Source organism: Streptomyces sp. NPDC024555 (genome assembly GCF_055559335.1).
In genome coordinates this window covers 337,020-358,696 of sequence record NZ_JBVHKV010000002.1, presented here as the reverse complement: position 1 = coordinate 358,696, position 21,677 = coordinate 337,020, and the positions used below count along the sequence as shown (strand labels likewise).

Annotated in this window: 11 protein-coding genes; 3 read left to right on the top strand and 8 right to left on the bottom strand. The window is 71.7% G+C overall.

What is annotated here, in order from left to right:
- The first annotated feature begins 93 nt into the window (after positions 1–93).
- Positions 94–1,473: a cation:dicarboxylate symporter family transporter gene (locus tag ACZ4FH_RS04175; RefSeq protein ID WP_467302103.1), complete on the top strand. Its 1,380-nt coding sequence runs from the start codon at positions 94–96 to the stop codon at positions 1,471–1,473.
- A 59-nt stretch (positions 1,474–1,532) separates the two neighbouring features.
- Here ACZ4FH_RS04175 and ACZ4FH_RS04170 read toward each other — a convergent pair whose 3' ends face one another.
- From ACZ4FH_RS04170 to ACZ4FH_RS04150, 5 genes are all read right to left on the bottom strand, one after another.
- Positions 1,533–2,276, bottom strand: a complete 744-nt coding sequence (locus tag ACZ4FH_RS04170; protein WP_467302102.1) for a hypothetical protein — start codon at positions 2,274–2,276, stop codon at positions 1,533–1,535.
- Between the two features lie 131 nt (positions 2,277–2,407).
- The gene (gene glgB / locus ACZ4FH_RS04165) at positions 2,408–4,789 is read right to left on the bottom strand and encodes a 1,4-alpha-glucan branching enzyme (protein ID WP_467302100.1); all 2,382 of its coding nucleotides are present in this window, start codon (positions 4,787–4,789) and stop codon (positions 2,408–2,410) included.
- Between the two features lie 123 nt (positions 4,790–4,912).
- A complete protein-coding gene (locus tag ACZ4FH_RS04160; RefSeq protein WP_467302099.1) occupies positions 4,913–6,352 on the bottom strand; it encodes a maltokinase N-terminal cap-like domain-containing protein in 1,440 nt (479 codons plus the stop codon).
- A gap of 240 nt (positions 6,353–6,592) precedes the next feature.
- The gene (gene treS / locus ACZ4FH_RS04155) at positions 6,593–8,299 is read right to left on the bottom strand and encodes a maltose alpha-D-glucosyltransferase (protein WP_467302097.1); all 1,707 of its coding nucleotides are present in this window, start codon (positions 8,297–8,299) and stop codon (positions 6,593–6,595) included.
- Positions 8,296–10,329: an alpha-1,4-glucan--maltose-1-phosphate maltosyltransferase gene (locus tag ACZ4FH_RS04150; protein ID WP_467302095.1), complete on the bottom strand. Its 2,034-nt coding sequence runs from the start codon at positions 10,327–10,329 to the stop codon at positions 8,296–8,298. The genes treS and ACZ4FH_RS04150 overlap by 4 nt, the downstream gene beginning before the upstream one ends.
- 753 nt (positions 10,330–11,082) lie before the next feature.
- Between ACZ4FH_RS04150 and glgP the strand changes: the two genes are divergently transcribed.
- Positions 11,083–13,689, top strand: a complete 2,607-nt coding sequence (glgP, locus tag ACZ4FH_RS04145) for an alpha-glucan family phosphorylase (RefSeq protein WP_467302094.1) — start codon at positions 11,083–11,085, stop codon at positions 13,687–13,689.
- A 210-nt stretch (positions 13,690–13,899) separates the two neighbouring features.
- Positions 13,900–15,114 (top strand): alginate lyase family protein, encoded by a 1,215-nt coding sequence (locus tag ACZ4FH_RS04140; protein ID WP_467302093.1) that lies wholly within the window; start codon positions 13,900–13,902, stop codon positions 15,112–15,114.
- A gap of 86 nt (positions 15,115–15,200) precedes the next feature.
- Here the strand turns inward: ACZ4FH_RS04140 and ACZ4FH_RS04135 are convergent, their stop codons facing one another.
- From ACZ4FH_RS04135 to ACZ4FH_RS04125, 3 genes are all read right to left on the bottom strand, one after another.
- Positions 15,201–17,237, bottom strand: coding sequence for a M4 family metallopeptidase (locus ACZ4FH_RS04135; RefSeq protein ID WP_467302091.1), 2,037 nt, complete (start codon positions 17,235–17,237; stop codon positions 15,201–15,203).
- 411 nt (positions 17,238–17,648) lie between these two features.
- Positions 17,649–19,610: an ABC transporter ATP-binding protein gene (locus ACZ4FH_RS04130; RefSeq protein WP_467302090.1), complete on the bottom strand. Its 1,962-nt coding sequence runs from the start codon at positions 19,608–19,610 to the stop codon at positions 17,649–17,651.
- Positions 19,607–21,523, bottom strand: coding sequence for an ABC transporter ATP-binding protein (locus ACZ4FH_RS04125; protein ID WP_467302089.1), 1,917 nt, complete (start codon positions 21,521–21,523; stop codon positions 19,607–19,609). Before ACZ4FH_RS04125 ends, ACZ4FH_RS04130 begins: the two co-directional genes overlap by 4 nt.
- Between the last annotated feature and the right edge of the window lie 154 nt (positions 21,524–21,677).

The following is a 21,677-nucleotide window of genomic DNA, read 5'->3' as shown; positions in this document are numbered from 1 at the left end:
TGCACGTAAGGGTGACCGGCGTCACAGGCGGCGGGATAGTCGCCGGGACCCCCGGGGGACGGGGGAGGGACAAGGACGACCCGAGGAGATCCCGTGGCACAGGCCGCCACCGAGCCGGACCGCACCAGGCCGGACCGCACCAAGTATCTGTATCTTGCCGTGATCGTGGCGGTGGGCCTCGGCATCCTCGTCGGCTTCGCCGCGCCGGACGCCGCCGTGGAGCTCAAGCCCATCGGCACCGGCTTCGTGAACCTGATCAAGATGATGATCTCGCCGATCATCTTCTGCACGATCGTGCTCGGCGTCGGCTCGGTCCGCAAGGCCGCCAAGGTCGGCGCCGTCGGCGGACTGGCCCTCGGCTACTTCCTGGTGATGTCGACCGTCGCCCTGGCCATCGGCCTGGTCGTCGGCAACATCCTGGAGCCCGGCTCCAGCCTCCACCTCACCGAGGCGGCCCGCGCCGCCGGCGAGAAGCAGGCCTCCGGCGCCGGCGAGTCCACGGTGGACTTCCTGCTCGGCATCATCCCGACCACGATCGTCTCCGCCTTCACCGAGGGCGAGGTGCTCCAGACCCTGCTGATCGCCCTGCTCGCGGGCTTCGCCCTCCAGGCCCTCGGCACGGCCGGCGAACCGGTGCTGCGCGGCATCGGCCACATCCAGCGCCTCGTCTTCCGCATCCTCGCCATGATCATGTGGGCGGCCCCGGTCGGCGCCTTCGGCGCGATGGCGGCCGTGGTGGGCGAGACCGGCGCGGACGCGCTGAAGTCCCTCGCGGTGATCATGATCGGCTTCTACGTCACCTGCGCGCTCTTCGTCTTCCTGGTGCTGGGCACGATCCTGCGCCTGGTGGCCGGGGTGAACATCTTCGCCCTGCTGAAGTACCTGGGCCGCGAGTTCCTGCTGATCCTCTCCACCTCCTCGTCCGAATCGGCCCTTCCCCGGCTGATCGCGAAGATGGAGCACATGGGCGTCAGCAAGCCCGTCGTCGGCATCACCGTGCCGACCGGCTACTCCTTCAACCTCGACGGCACCGCCATCTACCTCACGATGGCCTCGCTCTTCATCGCCAACGCGACCGGCGACCCGCTGAGCATCGGCGAGCAGATCTCGCTGCTGGCCTTCATGGTGATCGCCTCCAAGGGCGCGGCGGGCGTCACCGGCGCCGGTCTCGCCACCCTCGCCGGCGGCCTCCAGTCGCACCGCCCCGAACTGGTCGACGGCGTCGGTCTGATCGTCGGCATCGACCGTTTCATGAGCGAGGCCCGCGCCCTCACCAACTTCGCGGGCAACGCGGTCGCCACGGTGCTCGTCGGCACCTGGACCAAGGAGATCGACCGGGCCAGGGTGGACCAGGTCCTCTCCGGGGCGCTGCCCTTCGACGAGAAGATGATCACGGACGAGGGTCCCTCGGAGCCGTACGTCCCCGAGGCCCGCGACGGCGGCGGGGAGCAGCCCTCGCTCGCCAAGGCGTAGCGGCACCGGGGCAGGGGCAGGGGCCGGGGTACGGGACGTCCGTACCCCGGCCCCTGCCGTCATGCGGGCGGGTCCACGTCGATCCGGAGCTGTGCTCGGGCGGTCGCGAACATCCGCTGCTGCTCGGCCCGGCCGCCGGGTCCGGCGGCGGAGTCCAGGAGCAGCTGGTAGACCTGGCCCGCCCGGCCCGCGACGAAGACCTCGACGCGTCTGCGGGGCTCGCTCTGCTTCACGTAGTGGTAGTCGATCTCCAGCCAGAGGGCGTCCCGGCCGTTCTGCCGGGTGGTGTGCCTGCTCACCTCGATACCGGCCATCGACGACTCCTCGGACTTCCGGTACCAGGCGAGCTGTCCCTCGGCGGCCTCGCGCGGCGTCGAACCGTAGGACGTGTCCCGCTTGACGCTCAGATCGCGGGCCCTGTCCGGGGAGTGCCAGGTGTTCTGGATGTCGCTGTCCACCTTCTGGACCCACCCGTCCGGGACGGCGAAGGCGACGGTGAGCCCGGGGTCGTTCACCCGCTGCCAGCCGCGGGGGAGCGCGGGCGGCGGGGGATCGGACGGCGCGGAGTCCGCGGCACCGGACCCGGCGCTCCCGGACGCCGTCGCGGACGGGGAACCGGGCAGGGCGGGGGCCGGCGTGTCCCGAGCGCGGTCGGCGATGTTCCGGTTCACCGCGGAGCCGCCCACCTGCGGAAAACCGAAGACCGCCAGAAGGATGCCGGCGACGGCGGCGACGGCCGAGACCAGCGCGGCCAGCTCACCGATCCGGCGGGGCGGTGGTGCTCCCTGTCCCGGACTGCTCACCTGCTGATCCCCCTCCGTGGCCGGCCGCCGGGTGGCGCCCGTAGGAGGTATTCAACTGGACGACAACCGCTGCCAGAAAGGGCACGGGGGCAGTGCGGCCGGGAAGGTCCGGCCGCTCCGCCCCCGTCCGGTCAGACCGGCCGCAGCCACACCGTCGCCAGCGGCGGCAGCGTCAGGGTGACGCTGGTGTCCCTGCCGTGCGCGCCCACCGCTTCGGGCTTCAGCGGCTCCTCGTTGCCGACGCCGCCGCCCCCGTACCGGGCCTCGTCCGTGTTCAGGACCTCAGCCCAGGACTCGGGGCCGTCCGGCACCCCGATCCGGTAGTCGTGCCGCACCACCGGCGAGAAGTTGCAGACCGCCAGCAGCGGGGCCCCGTGCGCGTCGAAGCGCAGGAAGGCGAAGACGTTGTCCTCGGCGGCGTCCCCGTCCACCCAGGCGAAGCCCTCCGGCTCGGTGTCCCGCTGCCAGAGCGCGGGCGTCCGCGCGTACACCGCGTTCAGCTCGCCGACCAGGGTCCGCACGCCCCGGTGGTCGCTCTCCGCCGCGTACGACGGGTCCAGCAGCCACCAGTCGGGGCCGTGGCCCTCCGACCACTCGGCGCCCTGGGCGAACTCCTGGCCCATGAAGAGCAGTTGCTTGCCGGGGTGGGCCCACATGAAGCCGAGGTAGGCGCGGTGGTTGGCGCGCTGCTGCCACCAGTCGCCGGGCATCTTGCCGACGAGCGAGCGCTTCCCGTGCACCACCTCGTCGTGCGAGATCGGCAGCACGTAGTTCTCGCTGTACGCGTACACCATGGAGAAGGTCATCTCGTGGTGGTGGTACTTGCGGTGCACCGGCTCCTTGGACACGTACTCCAGCGAGTCGTGCATCCAGCCCATGTTCCACTTCAGCCCGAAACCGAGGCCGCCGAAGCCGCCCGGACCGGTGTGGTGGGTGGCGCGGGTGACCCCGTCCCAGGCGGTGGACTCCTCCGCGATCGTGACGACCCCGGGGTTGCGCCGGTAGACGGTCGCGTTCATCTCCTGGAGGAAGGCGACCGCGTCCAGGTTCTCCCGGCCGCCGTACTCGTTCGGCGCCCACTGGCCCTCCTCGCGGGAGTAGTCCAGGTAGAGCATCGAGGCCACGGCGTCCACCCGCAGCCCGTCGATGTGGAACTCCTCGCACCAGTACGTGGCGTTGGCGACCAGGAAGTTGCGCACCTCGGTGCGCCCGTAGTCGAACTCCAGCGTGCCCCAGTCCGGATGCGCGGCCCGGCGCGGATCCGCGTGCTCGTACAGCGGCCGTCCGTCGAACTCGGCGAGGGCCCAGTCGTCGCGCGGGAAGTGCGCGGGCACCCAGTCAGCGATCACCCCGATCCCGGCCCGGTGCAGCGCGTCCACCAGGAAGCGGAAGTCGTCGGGGGAGCCCATCCGGGAGGTCGGGGCGTAGAAACCGGTCACCTGATAGCCCCAGGAACCGCCGAAGGGATGCTCCGCGACCGGCATCAGCTCCACATGTGTGAACCCCAGGTCCCGTACGTACGCGGGCAGTTGCTCGGCAAGCTGGCGGTAGGTCAGGCCGGGCCTCCAGGACGGCAGATGCACCTCGTAGACCGAGAGCGGTGCCTCGTGCACCGGTACGTCGCCCCGGTGGGCCATCCATTCCTGGTCCTGCCAGACGTGGTGCGAGGCCGTCACGACGGAGGCGTTGCGCGGCGGGACCTCGGTGTGCCGGGCCATCGGGTCGGCGCGCAGCGTGTGCGAACCGTCCGGGCGGCAGACGTCGAACTTGTACAGCGCGCCCTCCCCGATCCCGGGCAGGAACAGCTCCCACACCCCGCTGGAGCCCAGCGAACGCATCGGGAAGCCGGTGCCGTCCCAGTAGTTGAAGTCACCGCTGACCCGCACGCCCCGCGCGTTCGGCGCCCAGAGGGTGAACCGGGTCCCGGCGACGCCCTGGTGCTCCATGGTCCGGGCGCCCAGCGCCGTCCACAGCTCCTCGTGGCGGCCCTCGCCGATCAGATGCAGATCGAGTTCTCCCAGCGCGGGCAGGAAGCGGTACGGGTCGTGGATCTCGATCTCGTTGTCGTCGTACGCCACCAGCAGCTGGTACTCGGGGAGCACGGGCATCGGCAGCAGCCCGGAGAACAGCCCGTCCCCGTCGTCGTGCAGCTCGGTCCGCAGCCCCTTGGCGAGCACGGTCACCGTCCGGGCGAAGGGGCGCAGCACCCGGAGGACGGCCCCGCCGCGGATCTGGTGGGCGCCGAGCAGATCGTGCGGTGCGTGGTGCTCGCCGGCCAGCAGCCGGGCCCGGTCCCCGGCGTCGAGCGCCGGGGCGCGGCGGACCCCCTGCCCGCCGGCCCGGCGCGGCCGGGGCGGTGCGGCCCGCTTCCCCCGCCGGGCCGGTGCGGCGGGAGTCTTCGTCGCGACGGCCTCCGCCGCCGGGACGGGCGCGGCGGGCTCCGCCGGAAGCGGGGCCTCGGGGGTGGGCGGAACGGGCTCGGGCACGTTGCGGGACGGCTTGCGGGCGGTCACGGGGACGGCCTCCTCGGGGGTGAGGGCGAAGAAACACGTGGGTGGGGCTGGGTGGGAAGGCGGACGCCGGGCTGGGTGGGAAGGCGGACGCCGGGCGGTGCGGGGGAGCGGGCGCCGGGTGGCTCAGTCGGTTTCCGTATCCGCTTTGGAGGGTTCGACGAGTTTGGCGGCTTCCGCGGGTTCGGCGTCCGCTCCGGCCAGGCGCCGGATCGCGGCCATCGGCACCGGCAGCCAGTCGGGCCGGTGCCGTGCCTCGTACACCACCTCGTAGACCGCCTTGTCGGTCTCGTGGGCGCGCAGCAGCTCGGGTTCGCCGCGGGGGTCGACGCCCGCGGACGCGGCGTAGCCGTCGCAGTACGCGGTCCGGCAGCGGGCCGCCCACGCGGGGTTCCAGGGCCGGTGCGAGCGGGCCGCGTAGTCGAAGGAGCGGAGCATTCCGGCGATGTCGCGCACCGGCGGCTGCGGGGTGCGGCGTTCGGTGAGCGGCCGGGAGGGCTCGCCCTCGAAGTCGATCAGTGACCAGAAACCGTCGGTCCCGCGCAGGGTCTGGCCCAGATGGAGATCGCCGTGCACCCGCTGGGCGGGCCGGCCGGTCCCCGCACCGCCCGGCGCCGCCAGGGCGTCGAAGGCGGCGCGCAGCCCGGGGACGTACGGCGCCAGTTCGGGCACCGCGTGCGCGGCGCTTTCCAGCCGGTGGACCATCGCCGCCGCCAGCCGGCCGGTCTGCGCGCGCCGCAGCGCCGGGGCGGGCAGCGCCGCCGCCAGCGCGGTGTGCACCTCGGCGGTGGCCCGGCCCAGGGCGTACGCCTCGGCGGTGAAGTCGTCCCCGGCGGCCAGTGCGCGCAGGGCGAGCTGCCAGCCGTCCTCGGCGTCCCGCAGGAAGGGCTGGAGCACCCCCAGCGTCAGCCGCTCCGGCCCGGCCGCCTCGAACCAGGCGACCGGGGCGGGGACGCGTCCGCACCCCTCGCGGGCGAGCGCGAGGGGCAGTTCGAGATCCGGGTTGGTGCCGGGGAAGACCCGGCGGAACACCTTGAGGATGTAGGCGTCGCCGTACACCAGCGAGGAGTTGGACTGCTCGGTGTCCAGCACCCGGGGGGCCAGGCCCGCGGGGACGGCGGCCGCCCGCGCGAAGCTGAGGGAGCCGAGGCCGCCCGGGGTGCGCAGCCGCTCCAGCAGCAGCGCGGCCAGCCGGGGATCGTGCAGCCCCTCGTAGACGGTGAGTCCGGCCAGCGGGCCGTGGTCGGGGCGGCCGATCAGGGCGGGCGCCAGCAGCGGGGGCAGTGCGGGGCGCACCCCGAGCAGCAGCTGGTAGCAGTCGGCCGGGGGCTGGGCCGGCATCGTGGGCTGGTGGGCCCGCACCAGCAGGTGCAGGAGCCCCGGACCGCCGTCCGCCGCCACGGGCAGCAGTTCGGTCGCCGAGACCAGCGAGAAGGCGGTGATCGGGTGCCCCTTGCCCGCGAACCACCGCTGCCTGGGCAGCCATGAGTGCAGCAGAGGCCCCAGGGAGGGGAGCAGGGCTGTGCTGTTCGCCAGGGTGACCTGAGCGGATGCAGCCTCCGACATGGCATCGCGTCCTTTCCCCGGGCACACCACAGGATGCGAAGAGTGTCCCGGATTGCGGCATGGGCTGTCCGGCTGTGCGGGACGTGTCGGGTCAGGATGGTCCGTACGGACTCGACGCGGAGTGATCGAAACGCCGGGAAGATCCAGGAAGGGTGCGGAAGCGCTCGATATGAGGGGAAGGGTGCCCCGTGCGGGACGGCGGAAACCGCCCCGCCCGTGGCCTGGGAGGTGTCGTGCGGATCAGCTCGGCGGCGCGTCCTTGCGCAGCCGGAACCAGTAGAAGCCGTGTCCCGCGAGCGTCAGCAGATAGGGCCACTGACCGATGGCGGGGAAGCGCACCCCGCCGATCAGCTCCACCGGATGACGCCCGTTGAAGGACCTGAGGTCCAGCTCCGTCGGCTGCGCGAACCGCGAGAAGTTGTGCACGCACAGCACCAGGTCGTCCCCGTGCTCCCGGGTGAAGGCGAGCACGGCCGGGTTGCTGGAGGGCAGTTCGTTGTACGTGCCGAGACCGAACGCCGGGTTCTGCTTGCGGATCTCGATCATCCGCCGGGTCCAGTGCAGCAGGGAGGACGGCGAGGCCATCGACGCCTCGACGTTGGCGACCTGGTAGCCGTAGACCGGATCCATGATCGTGGGGAGGTAGAGCCGCCCCGGATCGCTGGAGGAGAAGCCGGCGTTGCGGTCGGGCGTCCACTGCATCGGGGTGCGTACGGCGTCCCGGTCGCCCAGCCAGATGTTGTCGCCCATCCCGATCTCGTCCCCGTAGTAGAGGATCGGGGAGCCGGGCAGCGACAGGAGCAGCGCGGTGAACAGCTCGATCTGGTTGCGGTCGTTGTCCAGCAGCGGCGCCAGCCGGCGGCGGATGCCGATGTTGGCCCGCATCCGCGGATCCTTGGCGTACTCCGCGTACATGTAGTCGCGTTCTTCGTCCGTGACCATTTCGAGGGTCAGCTCGTCGTGGTTGCGCAGGAAGATGCCCCACTGGCAGTTCTTGGGGATGGCCGGGGTCTTGGCCAGGATTTCCGAGACCGGGTAGCGGCTCTCCCGGCGCACCGCCATGAAGATGCGCGGCATCACCGGGAAGTGGAAGGCCATGTGGCACTCGTCGCCGCCGGTGCGGTAGTCGCCGAAGTAGTCGACGACGTCCTCGGGCCACTGGTTGGCCTCGGCGAGCAGCACGGTGTCCGGGTAGTTGGCGTCGATCTCCTTGCGGACCCGCTTGAGGAAGCCGTGGGTCTCGGGCAGGTTCTCGCAGTTGGTGCCCTCGCGCTGGTACAGGTACGGCACGGCGTCGACCCGGAAGCCGTCGATGCCGAGGTCCAGCCAGAAGCGCAGCGCGGAGATGATCTCCTCCTGCACCGCCGGGTTCTCGTAGTTGAGATCGGGCTGGTGGGAGAAGAACCGGTGCCAGTAGTACTGCTTGCGCACCGGGTCGAAGGTCCAGTTGGACGTCTCCGTGTCCACGAAGATGATCCGGGCGTCCTGGAACTGCTTGTCGTCGTCGGCCCAGACGTAGTAGTCGCCGTACGGACCGTCGGGGTCGGTCCGGGACTGCTGGAACCAGTCGTGCTGGTCGCTGGTGTGATTCATGACGAAGTCGATGATCACGCGCATCCCGCGCTGGTGCGCGGCGTCGACGAACTCGACGAAGTCGGCGAGGTCGCCGAACTCCGGCAGGACCGCGGTGTAGTCGGAGACGTCGTAACCGCCGTCGCGCAGCGGCGACTTGAAGAACGGCGGCAGCCAGAGGCAGTCGACGCCCAGCCACTGGAGATAGTCCAGCTTGGCGGTGAGTCCCTTCAGGTCTCCGATGCCGTCGCCGTTGGAGTCCTGGAAGGACCGGACGAGGACTTCGTAGAACACGGCGCGCTTGAACCAGTCGGGATCGCGGTCCTTGGCCGGGGTGTCCTCGAACGTGTCGTGGACGGGCTCGTTGACGATCATGGTGTGGGTGACCCTCCGGTCGGCGGGGACGGTCGCAGGACGGCGATGTGCGCGGGCGTCACGCCCGGCTCGAGGCGCACATAGAAGGTCCTGCCCCAGTGGTAGGAAATGCCGGTCAGCTCGTCGCGCACCGGCACGCTCTCGTGCCGTTCGAGGCCGAGTCGCGGCATGTCCAACGAGACGGTCGCCTCCTGGGTGTGGTGCGGGTCGAGGTTGACGACCGTCAGAACGGTGTTCGAACCGGAGCGCTTGCTGTACACGATCAGCGCGTCGTTGTCCGAGGCGTGGAAGTGCACGTCGCGCAGTTGCTGGAGCGCCGGATTGCGGCGCCTGATCCGGTTCAGTGAGGTGAGGAGCGGGGCCAGCGAACGGCCCTCCCGCTCGGCGGCTTCCCAGTCCCTGGGCCGGATCTCGTACTTCTCCGAATCGAGGTACTCCTCACTGCCGCTGCGGAGCGGGGTGTTCTCGCACAGCTCGAACCCCGCGTACACCCCCCAGGACGGGGAGAGTGTCGCCGCGAGCACCGCCCGTGCCTCGAAGGCCGGCCTGCCGCCCTCCTGGAGATGTCCGGGAAGGATGTCGGGGGTGTTCACGAAGAAATTGGGCCTCATGTACGAGGCGGATTCACCGGCCAGTTCCGTGACGTACTCGGTGAGTTCGTGCCGGGTGTTGCGCCAGGTGAAATACGTGTACGACTGCTGGAATCCGATGGCGCCGAGCGTCCGCATCATCGCGGGGCGGGTGAACGCCTCGGCCAGGAAGACGACATCCGGGTCGGTGCCGTTGATGTCGGCGATGACCTTCTCCCAGAAGACCACCGGCTTGGTGTGCGGATTGTCGACGCGGAAGATCCGCACCCCGCGGTCCATCCAGAAACGCAGGATGCGCACGGTCTCCGCGACAATGCCCGGCATATCCGTGTCGAAGGCGATCGGATAGATGTCCTGGTACTTCTTCGGGGGATTCTCCGCATAGGCGATCGTGCCGTCCGGCCGGTGGTGGAACCACTCCGGATGCTTCTCCACCCAGGGATGGTCGGGGGAGCACTGGAGCGCGAAGTCCAGCGCGATCTCCATCCGCAGGGTGCGGGCCGTCGCGACGAAGTGGTCGAAGTCCTCCAGCGTGCCGAGATCCGGGTGGACCGCGTCGTGCCCGCCCTCGGGCGAGCCGATCGCCCACGGCACGCCCACGTCGTGCGGCCCGGCGGAGAGCGCGTTGTTGGGGCCCTTGCGGTGCGTGGTGCCGATGGGGTGGATGGGCGGCAGATAGACCACGTCGAAGCCCATGGCGGCGACCGCGGGCAGCCGTTCGGCCGCCGTGCGGAAGGTGCCGCTGATGATCCGGGGCCGCGGGGCGGCGCTCGTGCCCCTGCGGCCCTTGCGGGCGGGCGCGGCCGGCTCGGTCCTGGCCCCCTCCGAGCGCGGGAACAGCTCGTACCAGGAGCCGTACAGCGCGCGCCGGCGCTCCACGGTCAGCGGATGCGGGCGGGAGCGGGTGACCAGATCGCGCAGCGGATGGCGGGAGAGCGCCGCGTCCGCCTCGGGGGTCAGTGCGGCGGCCAGTCGGGCGGCGGCCGGGCGGGAGGTGTCGCGCAGCGCGTCCGCGGCGGCCAGCACGGCCTCCCGGCCGTCGCGCTTGGGGACGGACGCGGCGGCCCGCTCGTACAGCGCGGCGCCCTCCTCCAGGACGAGCGCGGTGTCGATCCCGGCCGGCACCTTGATCCGTGCCGTGTGGAGCCAGGTGGCGACCGGATCGCTCCAGGCCTCCACGGTGTACGTCCAGCGGCCCTCCGCGTCCGGTGTCACCTCGGCACCCCAGCGGTCGGTGCCCGGGGCCAGTTCGCGCATCGGGGTCCAGGGCCCGGGACGCCCGTTCGGGCCGCGCAGCACCACATTGGCCGCGACCGCGTCATGGCCCTCGCGGAAGACGGTCGCCGTGACCTCGAAGGTCTCGCCGCAGACGGCCTTGGCGGGCCTTCTGCCGCAGTCGACGAGCGGACGGACATCGAGGACGGGAATGCGACCGATCATGGAATCACCTGGGGACGGGGGCACGGGCTCGGCAGGGCGCACGACCGGCGCGGAATGCGGATTGCGCGCGCCGCGACGAGGGGTTTCGGTCCTTTCTAGCCGCTCCGCCGATGACTGATGGGGTGTGGGCATGGCCGCTCCTGTCCGCGTTCACTCGAATAGCACTCGAATGGCCGCGGTGGGGTGTGGTGCACGGGCAGGGACGAATGCGCACGGGGTCCGCGCGGATTGCATACGAAACCGCCGGGCGGACCACCGGACGGCCGCGGCCGAATCGCGTACGAGACGGGGGCGGAACGTTCTCGGCAGGGGTCGGGAGGCATTCGTTCCGGGTACCGGAGAAGCCTTCCCACGGAACTCGGTGGGCCAATCCGGTGAGGTGTTAACTACTCGGGCGTAGGTGTTTCGGTCTGAATGCGCCGGGCTCCGCCGCGCATGCGCGGGACTGCGTGGAACCGGCACACGCGGGTGGGCCGGGCGCCACACGGCAGCTTTCCTTGTGGCGCGAAGGCCCACAAGGCCGCACGAGGGGAAGGAATCGGCCATAACGCCTGTGCCGGATGTGTCTGGATCCGCGAGGGGGACGGACGGGGCCGGAGGGTTCCGGGTTCCCCGCCCGCCGGGTCGCACGCCCGCAGCGGCCGCGCGCCGTGGCCGGTGCGCCCCGCGCGCCACTACCGTCGAGGGTGACGGAGCGGTGCACACCGTGGTGCGTCCGCTCGGATCCGTACGTGCCCTGTAAAGGTGGGATACGTGAAGGCCATTCGTCGTTTCACCGTGCGTCCCGTCCTCCCCGATCCCCTTCGACCGCTCAGCGACCTGGCACGCAATCTGCGCTGGTCCTGGCACACCGAGACCCGTGAGCTGTTCCAGTCCGTCGACCCGGTGGCCGGCCGGAGCGCGGAGTGCGACCCCGTGCGGCTGCTCGGTGCCGTCTCCGCCGCGCGCCTGGCCGAACTGGCCGGGGACGAGCCGTTCCTGCACCGGCTGGCCGAGGCCTCCGCGGACCTCGCGGCCTATCTGGAAGGCCCCCGCTGGTACCAGGAGCGGCAGGAGGCCGGCGAGCGGCTGCCCGCCGCCGTCGCCTACTTCTCGCCCGAGTTCGGTGTGACCGCGGCCCTGCCGCAGTACTCCGGCGGCCTCGGCATCCTCGCCGGCGACCACCTCAAGGCCGCCAGCGACCTCGGCGTCCCGCTGATCGGCGTCGGTCTGCTCTACCGGCACGGCTACTTCCGCCAGAGCCTGACCCGGGACGGCTGGCAGCAGGAGCACTATCCCGTGCTCGACCCCAACGAACTCCCCGTCACGCTGGTGCGCGAGGCCGACGGGACCCCGAGCCAGGTGGTGCTCTCGCTGCCCGGCGGCCGGACCCTGCACGCCCAGATCTGGCAGGCCCAGGTCGGCCGGGTGCCGCTGCTGATGCTCGACTCCGACGTCGAGGACAACGCCCCCGGCGAACGCGAGGTCACCGACCGGCTCTACGGCGGCGGCAGCGAGCACCGGCTGCTCCAGGAGATACTGCTGGGCATCGGCGGGGTGCGCGCGGTGCGGACCTACTGCCGGCTCACCGGCCACCCCGGACCCGAGGTCTTCCACACCAACGAGGGCCACGCCGGCTTCCTCGGCCTCGAACGGATCCGCGAGCTGTCCGGCGAGGGCCTGGACTTCGACTCCGCCGTGGAGTCCGTCCGGGCGGGCACCGTCTTCACCACCCACACCCCGGTCCCGGCCGGCATCGACCGCTTCGACCGCGAGCTGGTCGCCCGGCACTTCGGCGACGACGGCGAACTCCCCGGCGTCCCCGCCGACCGGGTGCTCCGGCTGGGCACCGAGACCTACGAGGGCGGCGACCCCGGCGTCTTCAACATGGCGGTGATGGGACTGCGGCTCGCCCAGCGCGCCAACGGCGTCTCCACCCTGCACGGCGAGGTGAGCCGTGAGATGTTCGCCGGGCTGTGGCCGGGATTCGACCCCCCGGAGGTGCCGATCACCTCCGTGACCAACGGGGTCCACGCACCCACCTGGGTCGCCCCCGAGGTCTACCGGCTGCGCGCCGAGTCCGGGGCCGCCCCCGGCCGCTGGGACGCCGTCGAGGAGGTCCCGGACCGGCGGCTGTGGGAGCTGCGCCGCACCCTGCGCGAGCAGCTGGTCGCCGAGGTCCGGCAGCGGCTGCACGCCTCCTGGCGCAGCCGCGGCGCCCAGCCCGCCGAACTCGGCTGGATCGACGGGGTCCTGGACCCCGGCGTCCTCACCATCGGCTTCGCCCGTCGGGTGCCCTCGTACAAGCGGCTGACGCTGATGCTGCGCGACCGGGACCGGCTGCGCGGGCTGCTCCTGCACCCGCAGCGGCCGATCCAGATCGTCGTGGCCGGAAAGGCGCACCCCGCCGACGACGGCGGCAAGCGTCTGGTCCAGGAGCTGGTCCGGTTCGCCGACGACCCCCGGGTGCGGCACCGGATCGTCTTCCTGCCCGACTACGGGATGGCGATGGCCCAGAAGCTCTACCCGGGCTGCGACGTCTGGCTGAACAACCCGCTGCGCCCGCTGGAGGCCTGCGGGACGAGCGGGATGAAGGCGGCCCTCAACGGCTGCCTCAACCTCTCGGTCCTGGACGGCTGGTGGGACGAGTGGTTCGAGCCGGACTTCGGCTGGGCCATCCCCACGGCCGACGGCGCCGCGCTGGACGAGGACCGGCGCGACGACCTGGAGGCCGGCGCGCTCTACGAGCTGATCGAGGACCGGGTCGCCCCGCGCTTCTACGACCGGGACGGCGACGGGCTGCCCGGACGCTGGATCGAGATGGTCCGCCGCACCCTGGGCACCCTGGGCCCCAAGGTGCTGGCCGACCGCATGGTCCGGGAGTACGTGGAGCGGCTGTACACCCCGGCCGCGCTGGCCCGGCGCTCGCTGGACGAGAAGGCCGCGCGCGAACTGGCCGGCTGGAAGGCCCGGGTCAGGGCGGCCTGGCCGGGAGTGGCCGTCGACCACGTCGAGGCGGTGACCCCGCACGCCTCCTCCGGCGGCACCGCCGAGCTGGGCTCCACCCTGGCCCTGCGGGTGCGGATCAGCCTGGGCCTGCTGGAGCCGGACGAGGTCGAGGTGCAGGCGGTGGCCGGCCGGGTCGACTCCGCCGACGCGATCGTCGACAGCCAGGTCTTCCCGCTGAAGCCGGCGGGCGGTCAGGACCTGGAGGGCCGCTGGCTGTACGAGGGGCCGCTCACCCTGGACCGCACCGGTCCGTACGGCTACACCGTGCGGGTGCTGCCCGCCCACCGGCTGCTGGCCGACGGGGCGGAGCTGGGGCTGGTGGCCCAGCCGACGGCGGCCGCGGCGGAGGGCGCGGGGGTGCTGATGCGCTGAGGCGCGCACGCCCCGCGGGGCCCGGTTCCGGAACAGCCGTCCGGTACCGGGCCCTTCGCTTTCCGAACACAGAAGCTTGACGTGTTCATGGGATGCCTTTAAGTTCCTCACTCATTGCAGCGTTCACAACCCGGCTCATCGTTCACAGACATGAACAACCTGTGTGCGGGCCGGGTTCCGGACCTCCCCGCAACCGGAAGGCACCCCCACATGCGCACCGGAACCATCGGCCTCGGCCTCGCCGCCGCCCTCGCGGCGCTCGTCACGGGCCTCACCCCGGGCCCCGCCTCCGGACGGCCCGCCGCCGTCCCCGACGCGGCCCCGGCCGCGGCCGCCGCCCCCGCGGCCTTCACCCACCCCGGCGTCCTGGTCAGCCGCCCCCAGCTCGACTTCGTACGCTCCAAGGTCCAGGCGGGCGCCCAGCCCTGGAAGAGCGCCTACGACCAGATGATGGCCGGCAAGTACGCCTCCCTGACCCGGACCGCCAAACCCCGCGCGGTCGTCGAGTGCGGCTCGTACTCCAACCCCAACTACGGCTGCACGGACGAGCGCGAGGACGCGATCGCCGCGTACACGCTCTCGCTGGCCTGGTACATCACCCAGGACAGCCGCTACGCGCGGAAGGCCATCGAGATCATGGACGCCTGGTCGGCCGTGATCAGGGACCACACCAACAGCAACGCCCCGCTCCAGACCGGCTGGGCGGGCTCCTCCTGGCCGCGGGCGGCCGAGATCATCGCGTACACGTACAGCTCCTGGCCGAACTCCGGCCGCTTCGCCACCATGCTGCGCGACGTCTATCTGCCGAAGGTCATCAACGGCTCGAACAGCAACGGCAACTGGGAGCTGTCCATGACCGAGGCCGCGATCGGCATCGCGGTCTTCCTGGAGGACCGGACCGCCTACGACAAGGCGGTCGCCAAGTTCCGGGGCAGGGTCCCCGCGTACATCTACGTGAGCGCGGACGGCGCGCTGCCGAAGACCGCGCCCGGCAGCGGGCTGGACACCCGCGACAAGATCATCAACTACTGGCAGGGGCAGTCCACGTTCATGGACGGCCTCTCCCAGGAGACCTGCCGCGACCTCACCCACACCGGGTACGGCCTCTCGGCCATCTCGCACATCGCCGAGACCAGCCGCATCCAGGGGCAGGACCTCTATCCGGAGATCGCTGAGCGGCTGCGTCACGCGCTGGGGCTGCACGCCAAGTACCAGGTGGGCAACCCCGTTCCGGGCAATCTGTGCGGCGGAAGCCTCAAGGACAACCTCGGTCCGGTCACCGAGGTCGGCTTCAACGCGCTGCACCACCGGATGGGCATCGCGATGACCAACACCCAGACCCTCACCGAGCGGCAGCGGCCGGCCGGTTCCAACAACCTGTTCGTCGCCTGGGAGACCCTGACCCACGCGAACAACCCGAACTGACCCGCACGCGCGCGGCCGCCCGGGAGGAGGGTGCTCCTCCCGGGCGGCCGCGTCGTGTCAGCGGTGGTGCGTTTCCGGCGTCCGGATCAGAAGGTCAGCTTGAAGCTGTTGATCTTCCCGGTGTCGCCCGAGTAGACGTCCTGGACCTTGAGCTTCCACGTGCCGTTCGCGACCTCGGAGGAGGCGTTGACGGTGTACGTCGCCTGGACGTTGTCCGCGGAGTCGCTGATCGAGGAGTTCTTCAGCCGGTACGTGGACCCGTCCGGGGCGACCAGGTCGATGACCAGGTCACCGCGGTAGGTGTGGGTGATGTCCACGCCGACCTTGAGGGCGCTCGGGGCGTTGCCGGTGACACCGGTGACGGCGACCGAGCTGGTGACGGCCGAACCGGCGTCGGGGATGGAGACGGTGGACTTGCTCTCGAAGACCGAGCCGGTGCCCGGGTCGGGGTCGGTGCCGCCGGGGCGCGAGCCGACGTTGATCGCGGCCCACGCGTCCGCCACGGACTTGTACTCGGCGCTGGTGGTGCCGTACAGCTCACCGGCCACCGCGAGCGTCCCGGTGCGGGCCGAGGCGTAGTTGGTCGTCGAGGTGAACTTGGTGCTGAGGGCCTTGAACCAGATCTGCTCGGCCTTGGCGCGGCCGATGCCGGTCACCGGCAGGCCGTCGGAGGTCGGGGAGTCGTAGTTGACGCCGTTGATGGTCTTGGCGCCGCTGCCCTCCGACAGGAGGTAGAAGAAGTGGTTGGCCGGGCCCGACGAGTAGTGCACGTCGATGTTGCCGATGCCCGAGTACCACGAGTCCTTGGACGCCCCGTCCCGGCTCGGCTTGTCCTGGTAGCGCAGCGGGGTGCCGTCGCCGTTGATGTCGATCTCCTCGCCGATCAGGTAGTCACCCGGGTCGGACGAGTTGTTCGAGTAGAACTCGACGGCGGTGGCGAAGATGTCGCTGGTCGCCTCGTTGAGGCCACCCGACTCGCCGCTGTAGACCAGACCGGCGGTGTTGGACGTGACACCGTGGCTCATCTCGTGGGCCGCGACGTCCAGCGAGGTCAGCGGGGCCGCGTTGCCGCTGCCGTCGCCGTACGTCATGCAGAAGCAGCTGTCCGACCAGAACGCGTTGACGTAGTTGTTGCCGTAGTGGACGCGGGAGTACGCGCCGACGCCGTCGCCCTTGATGCCGGTCCGGCCGTGGACGTTCTTGTAGTAGTCCCAGGTCTCGGCCGCACCGTAGTGGGCGTCCGCCGCCGCGGTCTCCGGGTTGCTCGGGGTGCCGTCGCCCCAGACGTCGTCGGAGCCGGAGAAGAGCGTGCCGGTCCCGGACGTGCCGTGGTTCAGGTTGTACGTCTTGTGGTTGCCGCGCGTGGTGTCGGTGAGGTTGTACGACCCCGAGGTGTTCAGCGTGACCTGGCCGCTGAACTGCGTGTTGCCGACGCCGTTCTCGATGGCCTGCCACTCGAAGAGCTTGGCGCCGCTGCTCGCGTCGGTGATGACGTGCAGCTCGTTGGGGGTGCCGTCCTCCTGGAGGCCGCCGACGACGGTCTCGTAGGCGAGCTGCGGGGTGCCCGAGGCCATCCAGACGACCTTGCGGGGCGCCTTGTCGGCCGCGGTCCGCGAGGAGCCGTCCGCCTTGGCGAGGCCCACGGCCTGCTTCTCGGCGGCGGCCGGGGCGACGTCGGCCGTGGTGTCGACGGCCTTGAGCTGCGAGGAGGTCACCCGGGAGGCCTTGGAGACGCCCTGGGTGGCGCCGGCCGCGGACTCCTTGACGACCAGGTCGCCGCCGAGGACGGGCAGACCGGCGAAGGTGCGCTCGTAGCGGGTGTGCGTGGTGCCGTCGTTGTCCTGGACGACGTCCCGGACGACGAGCTTCTCCTGCGAGCCGAGGCCCAGCTCCTTGGCGGTGGCCGCGCGGTTGGCGGTCGCCTCCCGGATCAGCTCGGCGCGCTGGGACGGGGAGAGCTGCTTGGGCAGGGCGCCGGGGCGGGCCTGCGACGTGGGGGCCGCGGCCTCGGCCCGGTCCGACGGCGTCGCCGTGGCCGTGGTGCCCTGGACGCCGACGGCGAGGAGGGCGGCTGCGGCTATCAGAGCGCCGGTCGCGGTACGACGGCTGTGCGTGGATCTCACGCGGAACTCCTTCTGCGAGGGGGGTACCGGCGGCTGGGTGACCGTCCGGGCAGAGCAGGCAAGCGCAGAACGGGGTGAAGAGTGTCAGCCGCACGCGTGTCCTGTCAGGACCGCGTCAACAACTTGGCCGGAATTCGTCCGTTGTCGGTTGGCTCATGTTCGTTAAGCGGACGTTTCGCCGATCATCACCGCACGGCCTTCCGGGGGCCCGGAATCCCGAAAGCGGAGCGAGGAGCGGGGGTGGGGCCGTTTGTGTCGTGTGCGAAGAGCGTGTGAAGAAGTGGGAAGTTCCCACCAGTCGAGACGGTCCGGTGGCATGGCGCGTTCCGCGCACACGGCGAACGCCCCGGCGCGCACACGGCGAACGCCCCGGCCGTGGCCGGGGCGTTCGTACGGCGGGTGCGAAAGGTCCTACGCCAGGCTCTCCCGCCAGGCGCGGTGCAGACCCGCGAAGCGGCCCGTGCCGCCGATCAGTTCGGCGGGTGTGCCGTCCTCCACGATGCGGCCGTGCTCCATGACGAGGACGCGGTCGGCGATCTCGACGGTCGAGAGGCGGTGGGCGATGACGACGGCGGTGCGGCCGTGCAGCACGGTGTCCATGGCCCGCTGCACCGCCCGCTCGCCGGGGATGTCCAGCGAACTGGTCGCCTCGTCCAGGATCAGGACCGCCGGATCGGCGAGCAGCGCCCGCGCGAAGGCCACCAGCTGGCGCTGGCCCGCCGAGATCCTGCCGCCCCGCTTGCGGACGTCCGTGTCGTACCCGTCCGGCAGGCCCGCGATGAAGTCGTGCGCGCCGATCGCCTTCGCGGCCCGCTCGATCTCCGCCCGGCTCGCGTCGGGGCGGCCGATCGCGATGTTCTCCGCGACCGTCCCGGAGAACAGGAACGCCTCCTGCGTCACCATGACCACCCCGCGCCGCAGCTCCGGCGTGGCCAGATCGCGCAGATCGGTGCCGTCCAGCAGGACCCGGCCCTCGGTCGGGTCGTAGAACCGGGCCAGCAGTTTGGCCAGCGTGGACTTGCCCGCGCCCGTCGAACCGACGACGGCCACCGTCTGCCCGGCCGGCACCGTCAGACCGAAGCGGGGCAGCACCTCGCCGCCCGTACGGTACGAGAAGCCCACCGCGTCGAAGACCACCTCGCGGCCCGGCAGTTCACCGGAACGCTCCGGCAGCTCCCGGGGTTCGGCCGCCTCGGGGACCGAGGGCGTCTGGGCCAGCAGGCCCGCGATCTTCTCCAGCGAGGCCGCCGCCGACTGGTAGGAGTTCAGGAACATGCTGAGCCGGTCGATCGGGTCGTACAGCCGGCGCAGGTACAGCACGACGGCGGCCAGCACCCCGAGCGCCAGATCCCCGGACGCCACGCGGTACGCGCCCCACAGCACGATTCCGGCCACCGCCGTGTTGGCGACGAGACGGGAGCCGACGACATAGCGGGCGTTCTCCAGCATCGCGTCGCCGTTGGTGCGCTCGTGCGTCTCGTTCAGTGTCCGGAAGACCTCGTCGTTGACGCGCTCGCGGCGGAAGGCCTGGACCGGCCGGATCCCGTTCATCGTCTCCGCGAACTTCACGATGACCGCGGCGATCGCCGTCGACCGGCCCGCGAAGATGACGGCCGCCCGGCGCTGGTAGAGCCGCACCAGCAGATACAGCGGGACGAAGGAGAGCACCGCGACGGCGCCCGTGGCGAGGTCCAGCCAGAGCAGCATCAGCGAGATGGAGACGAAGGAGAGGACGACGCCGATCAGTTCCTGGAGGCCCTCGCTCAGCAGCTCCCGCAGCGATTCCACATCGGTGGTCGACCGGGAGATCAGCCGTCCCGAGGTGTAGCGCTCGTGGAAGTCCACGCTGAGCGCCTGCGCGTGGCGGAAGATCCGGCCGCGCAGATCCAGCAGCACGTCCTGGTTGACCCGGGCCGAGGCCCGGATGAAGGCGTACTGCAGGGCCCCGGCACCGGCCGAGCAGAGCGCGTAGCCGAGCGCCACCGCGATCAGCGGCCCGTAGTCCTTCTCCCGGAACGCGGGCACCCCGCTGTCGATCGCGTACGCCACGATCAGCGGACCGGCCTGCACCGCCGCCTGCTGCACCAGCAGGAACAGCGCCGCCAGGGCGACCCGGCCGCGCATCGGCCGCAGCAGCGAGCGCAGCAGGGCGCCCGTGGCACCGGGCGGGGCGGGCAGGTCGTCCCGGTCGAAGGGGTCACCGGCGGATCCGCCGGACTCCGTGCCGGCGGACGCCGCCTTGCCGGTGCCGGTGGCCGTCGCGGGCGCCTCGCTGCCCCCGCGTGCCGGGGATGCCGGTGCGCCGGCCCCCTCGTCGCCGGTGTCCCCGTCGCCGTCCGGTGAGGCCGGCCGTCCCGTCGTGGTGCTGGTCATCGGGTGGTGCCCTTCCCGGCCGGGGCGTCGGTGCCCCGTGCGTCCTCGGCCGGGATGTCCTCGGGGGACGGCCCGGTACGTTCCTCGCCGTCGGCGCCCGACATCAGCCAGGCGTACTCGGCGTTGTCGCGCAGCAGTTCCTGATGGGTGCCCACCGCGCTGATCCGGCCCTCCGACAGCAGGGCCACCCGGTCCGCCAGCATCACCGTGGACGGGCGGTGCGCGACCACGATCGCCGTCGTCCGCGCCAGCACCCGCCGCAGCGCGGCCTCGACCAGCGCCTCCGTGTGCACATCGAGCGCGGAGAGCGGGTCGTCGAGCACCAGGAAGCGCGGGGCGCCGACGACCGCGCGGGCCAGGGCGAGCCTCTGGCGCTGACCGCCGGACAGGCTCAGCCCCTGCTCGCCGACCTGGGTCGCGGTGCCCTGCGGCAGCGCGTGGACGAAGTCGGCCTGGGCGACGGACAGGGCGCCCCGCAATTCCTCCTCGCCCCCGCCGGCCGTGCCCATCAGCACGTTCTCCCCGACGCTCGCCGAGAAGAGCGTCGGCTCCTCGAAGGCCACCGAGACCAGCGACCGCAGCCGCTCGCGCGGCATGGCGGTGATGTCCTCGCCGTCCAGCGTGATCCGGCCGGCCGTCGCCTCGTGCAGCCGGGGCACGAGCGCGGTCAGCGTCGTCTTGCCGGAACCGGTGGCCCCGACCAGCGCCATCGTCTCGCCGGGGCGGATCCGCAGATCGATGCGGGCGAGGACGGGCGGGGAGTCCTCCGCCGCGTCCGGGTAACGGAATTCGACGCCCTCGAAGACCATGCCCCCGGCGTCGGACTCCCCGGCGGCGGCCCGCGGTTCCGAGGTCACGGTCCCGGCGGCGCGCGGCGCGATGGTGCCCGGCGCCGGCTCCCCGCCCCCGGCGGTCTCCCGTTCCTCCGCCACGTCCATCACCTCGAAGAACCGCTCCGTCGCCGTCGCCGACTCCTGGCTCATCGCCAGCAGGAAGCCGATCGACTCCACCGGCCAGCGCAGCGCCAGCGCCGTGGAGAGGAAGGCGACCAGAGTGCCGGCCGACAGACCGCCGTCCGCGACCTCGACCGTGCCGAGCACCAGCGCCGCGCCGATCGCCAGCTCCGGGATGGTCGTGATGAGGGCCCAGATGCCCGCGAGGAGCCGGGCCTTGTGCAGCTCCGTGGTGCGCAGCCGTCCGGAGAGCGCGCGGAAGGCCTGCGCCTGGCTGCGGTGGCGGCCGAAGCCCTTGATGATGCGGATGCCGAGCACACTCTCCTCGACCACCGTCGTCAGATCGCCCACCTGGTCCTGGGCCCGCCGCGCCACCACCGCGTACTTCGCCTCGAAGAACGAGCAGATGACCACCAGCGGGATCACCGGCACCATCAGCACCAGCCCGAGGGTCCACTCCTGGAGCAGCAGGATCACGAAGCCGACCAGGATGGTGGTGGCGTTGACCAGCAGGAAGGTGAGCGGGAAGGCCAGGAACATCCGCAGCAGCATCAGGTCCGTGGTGCCGCGCGACAGCAGCTGCCCCGAGGACCAGCGGTCGTGGAAGGCCACCGGCAGCCGTTGCAGATGGCGGTAGAGATCCGCCCGCATCGCCGCCTCGACCCCGGCCAGCGGACGCGCCACCATCCACCGCCGCACCCCGAACAGGACCGCCTCGGCGATGCCGAGCAGCAGCAGGTACAACGCGCCCAGCCACACCCCGCCCGGGTCTCGGTCCGCGACCGGTCCGTCGACGATCCACTTCAGCACGAGCGGGATCACCAGACCGACGCAGGAGGCGGCGATCGCGATCAGGGCGGCACCGGACAGACGGATCCGCACGGGCCTCACATACGGCCACAGCCGCAGCAGCGAACGCGCGGCGGACCGGTCCTTGGGCACTGCATCTTTTTCGGGCATCAGGAGCGAGCCTACGTTTCGGCACTGACATCGTTCACGTGCTTTTCCGGCCGCGGAGCCCCCGTGACGACACCCCCGCAGCCCCGCCGGTGACGCTCCCGCAGCCCTCGCGGCAACGCCCCCGGAACCGCCGCGCGCCGGGCCCCGGCCCGCC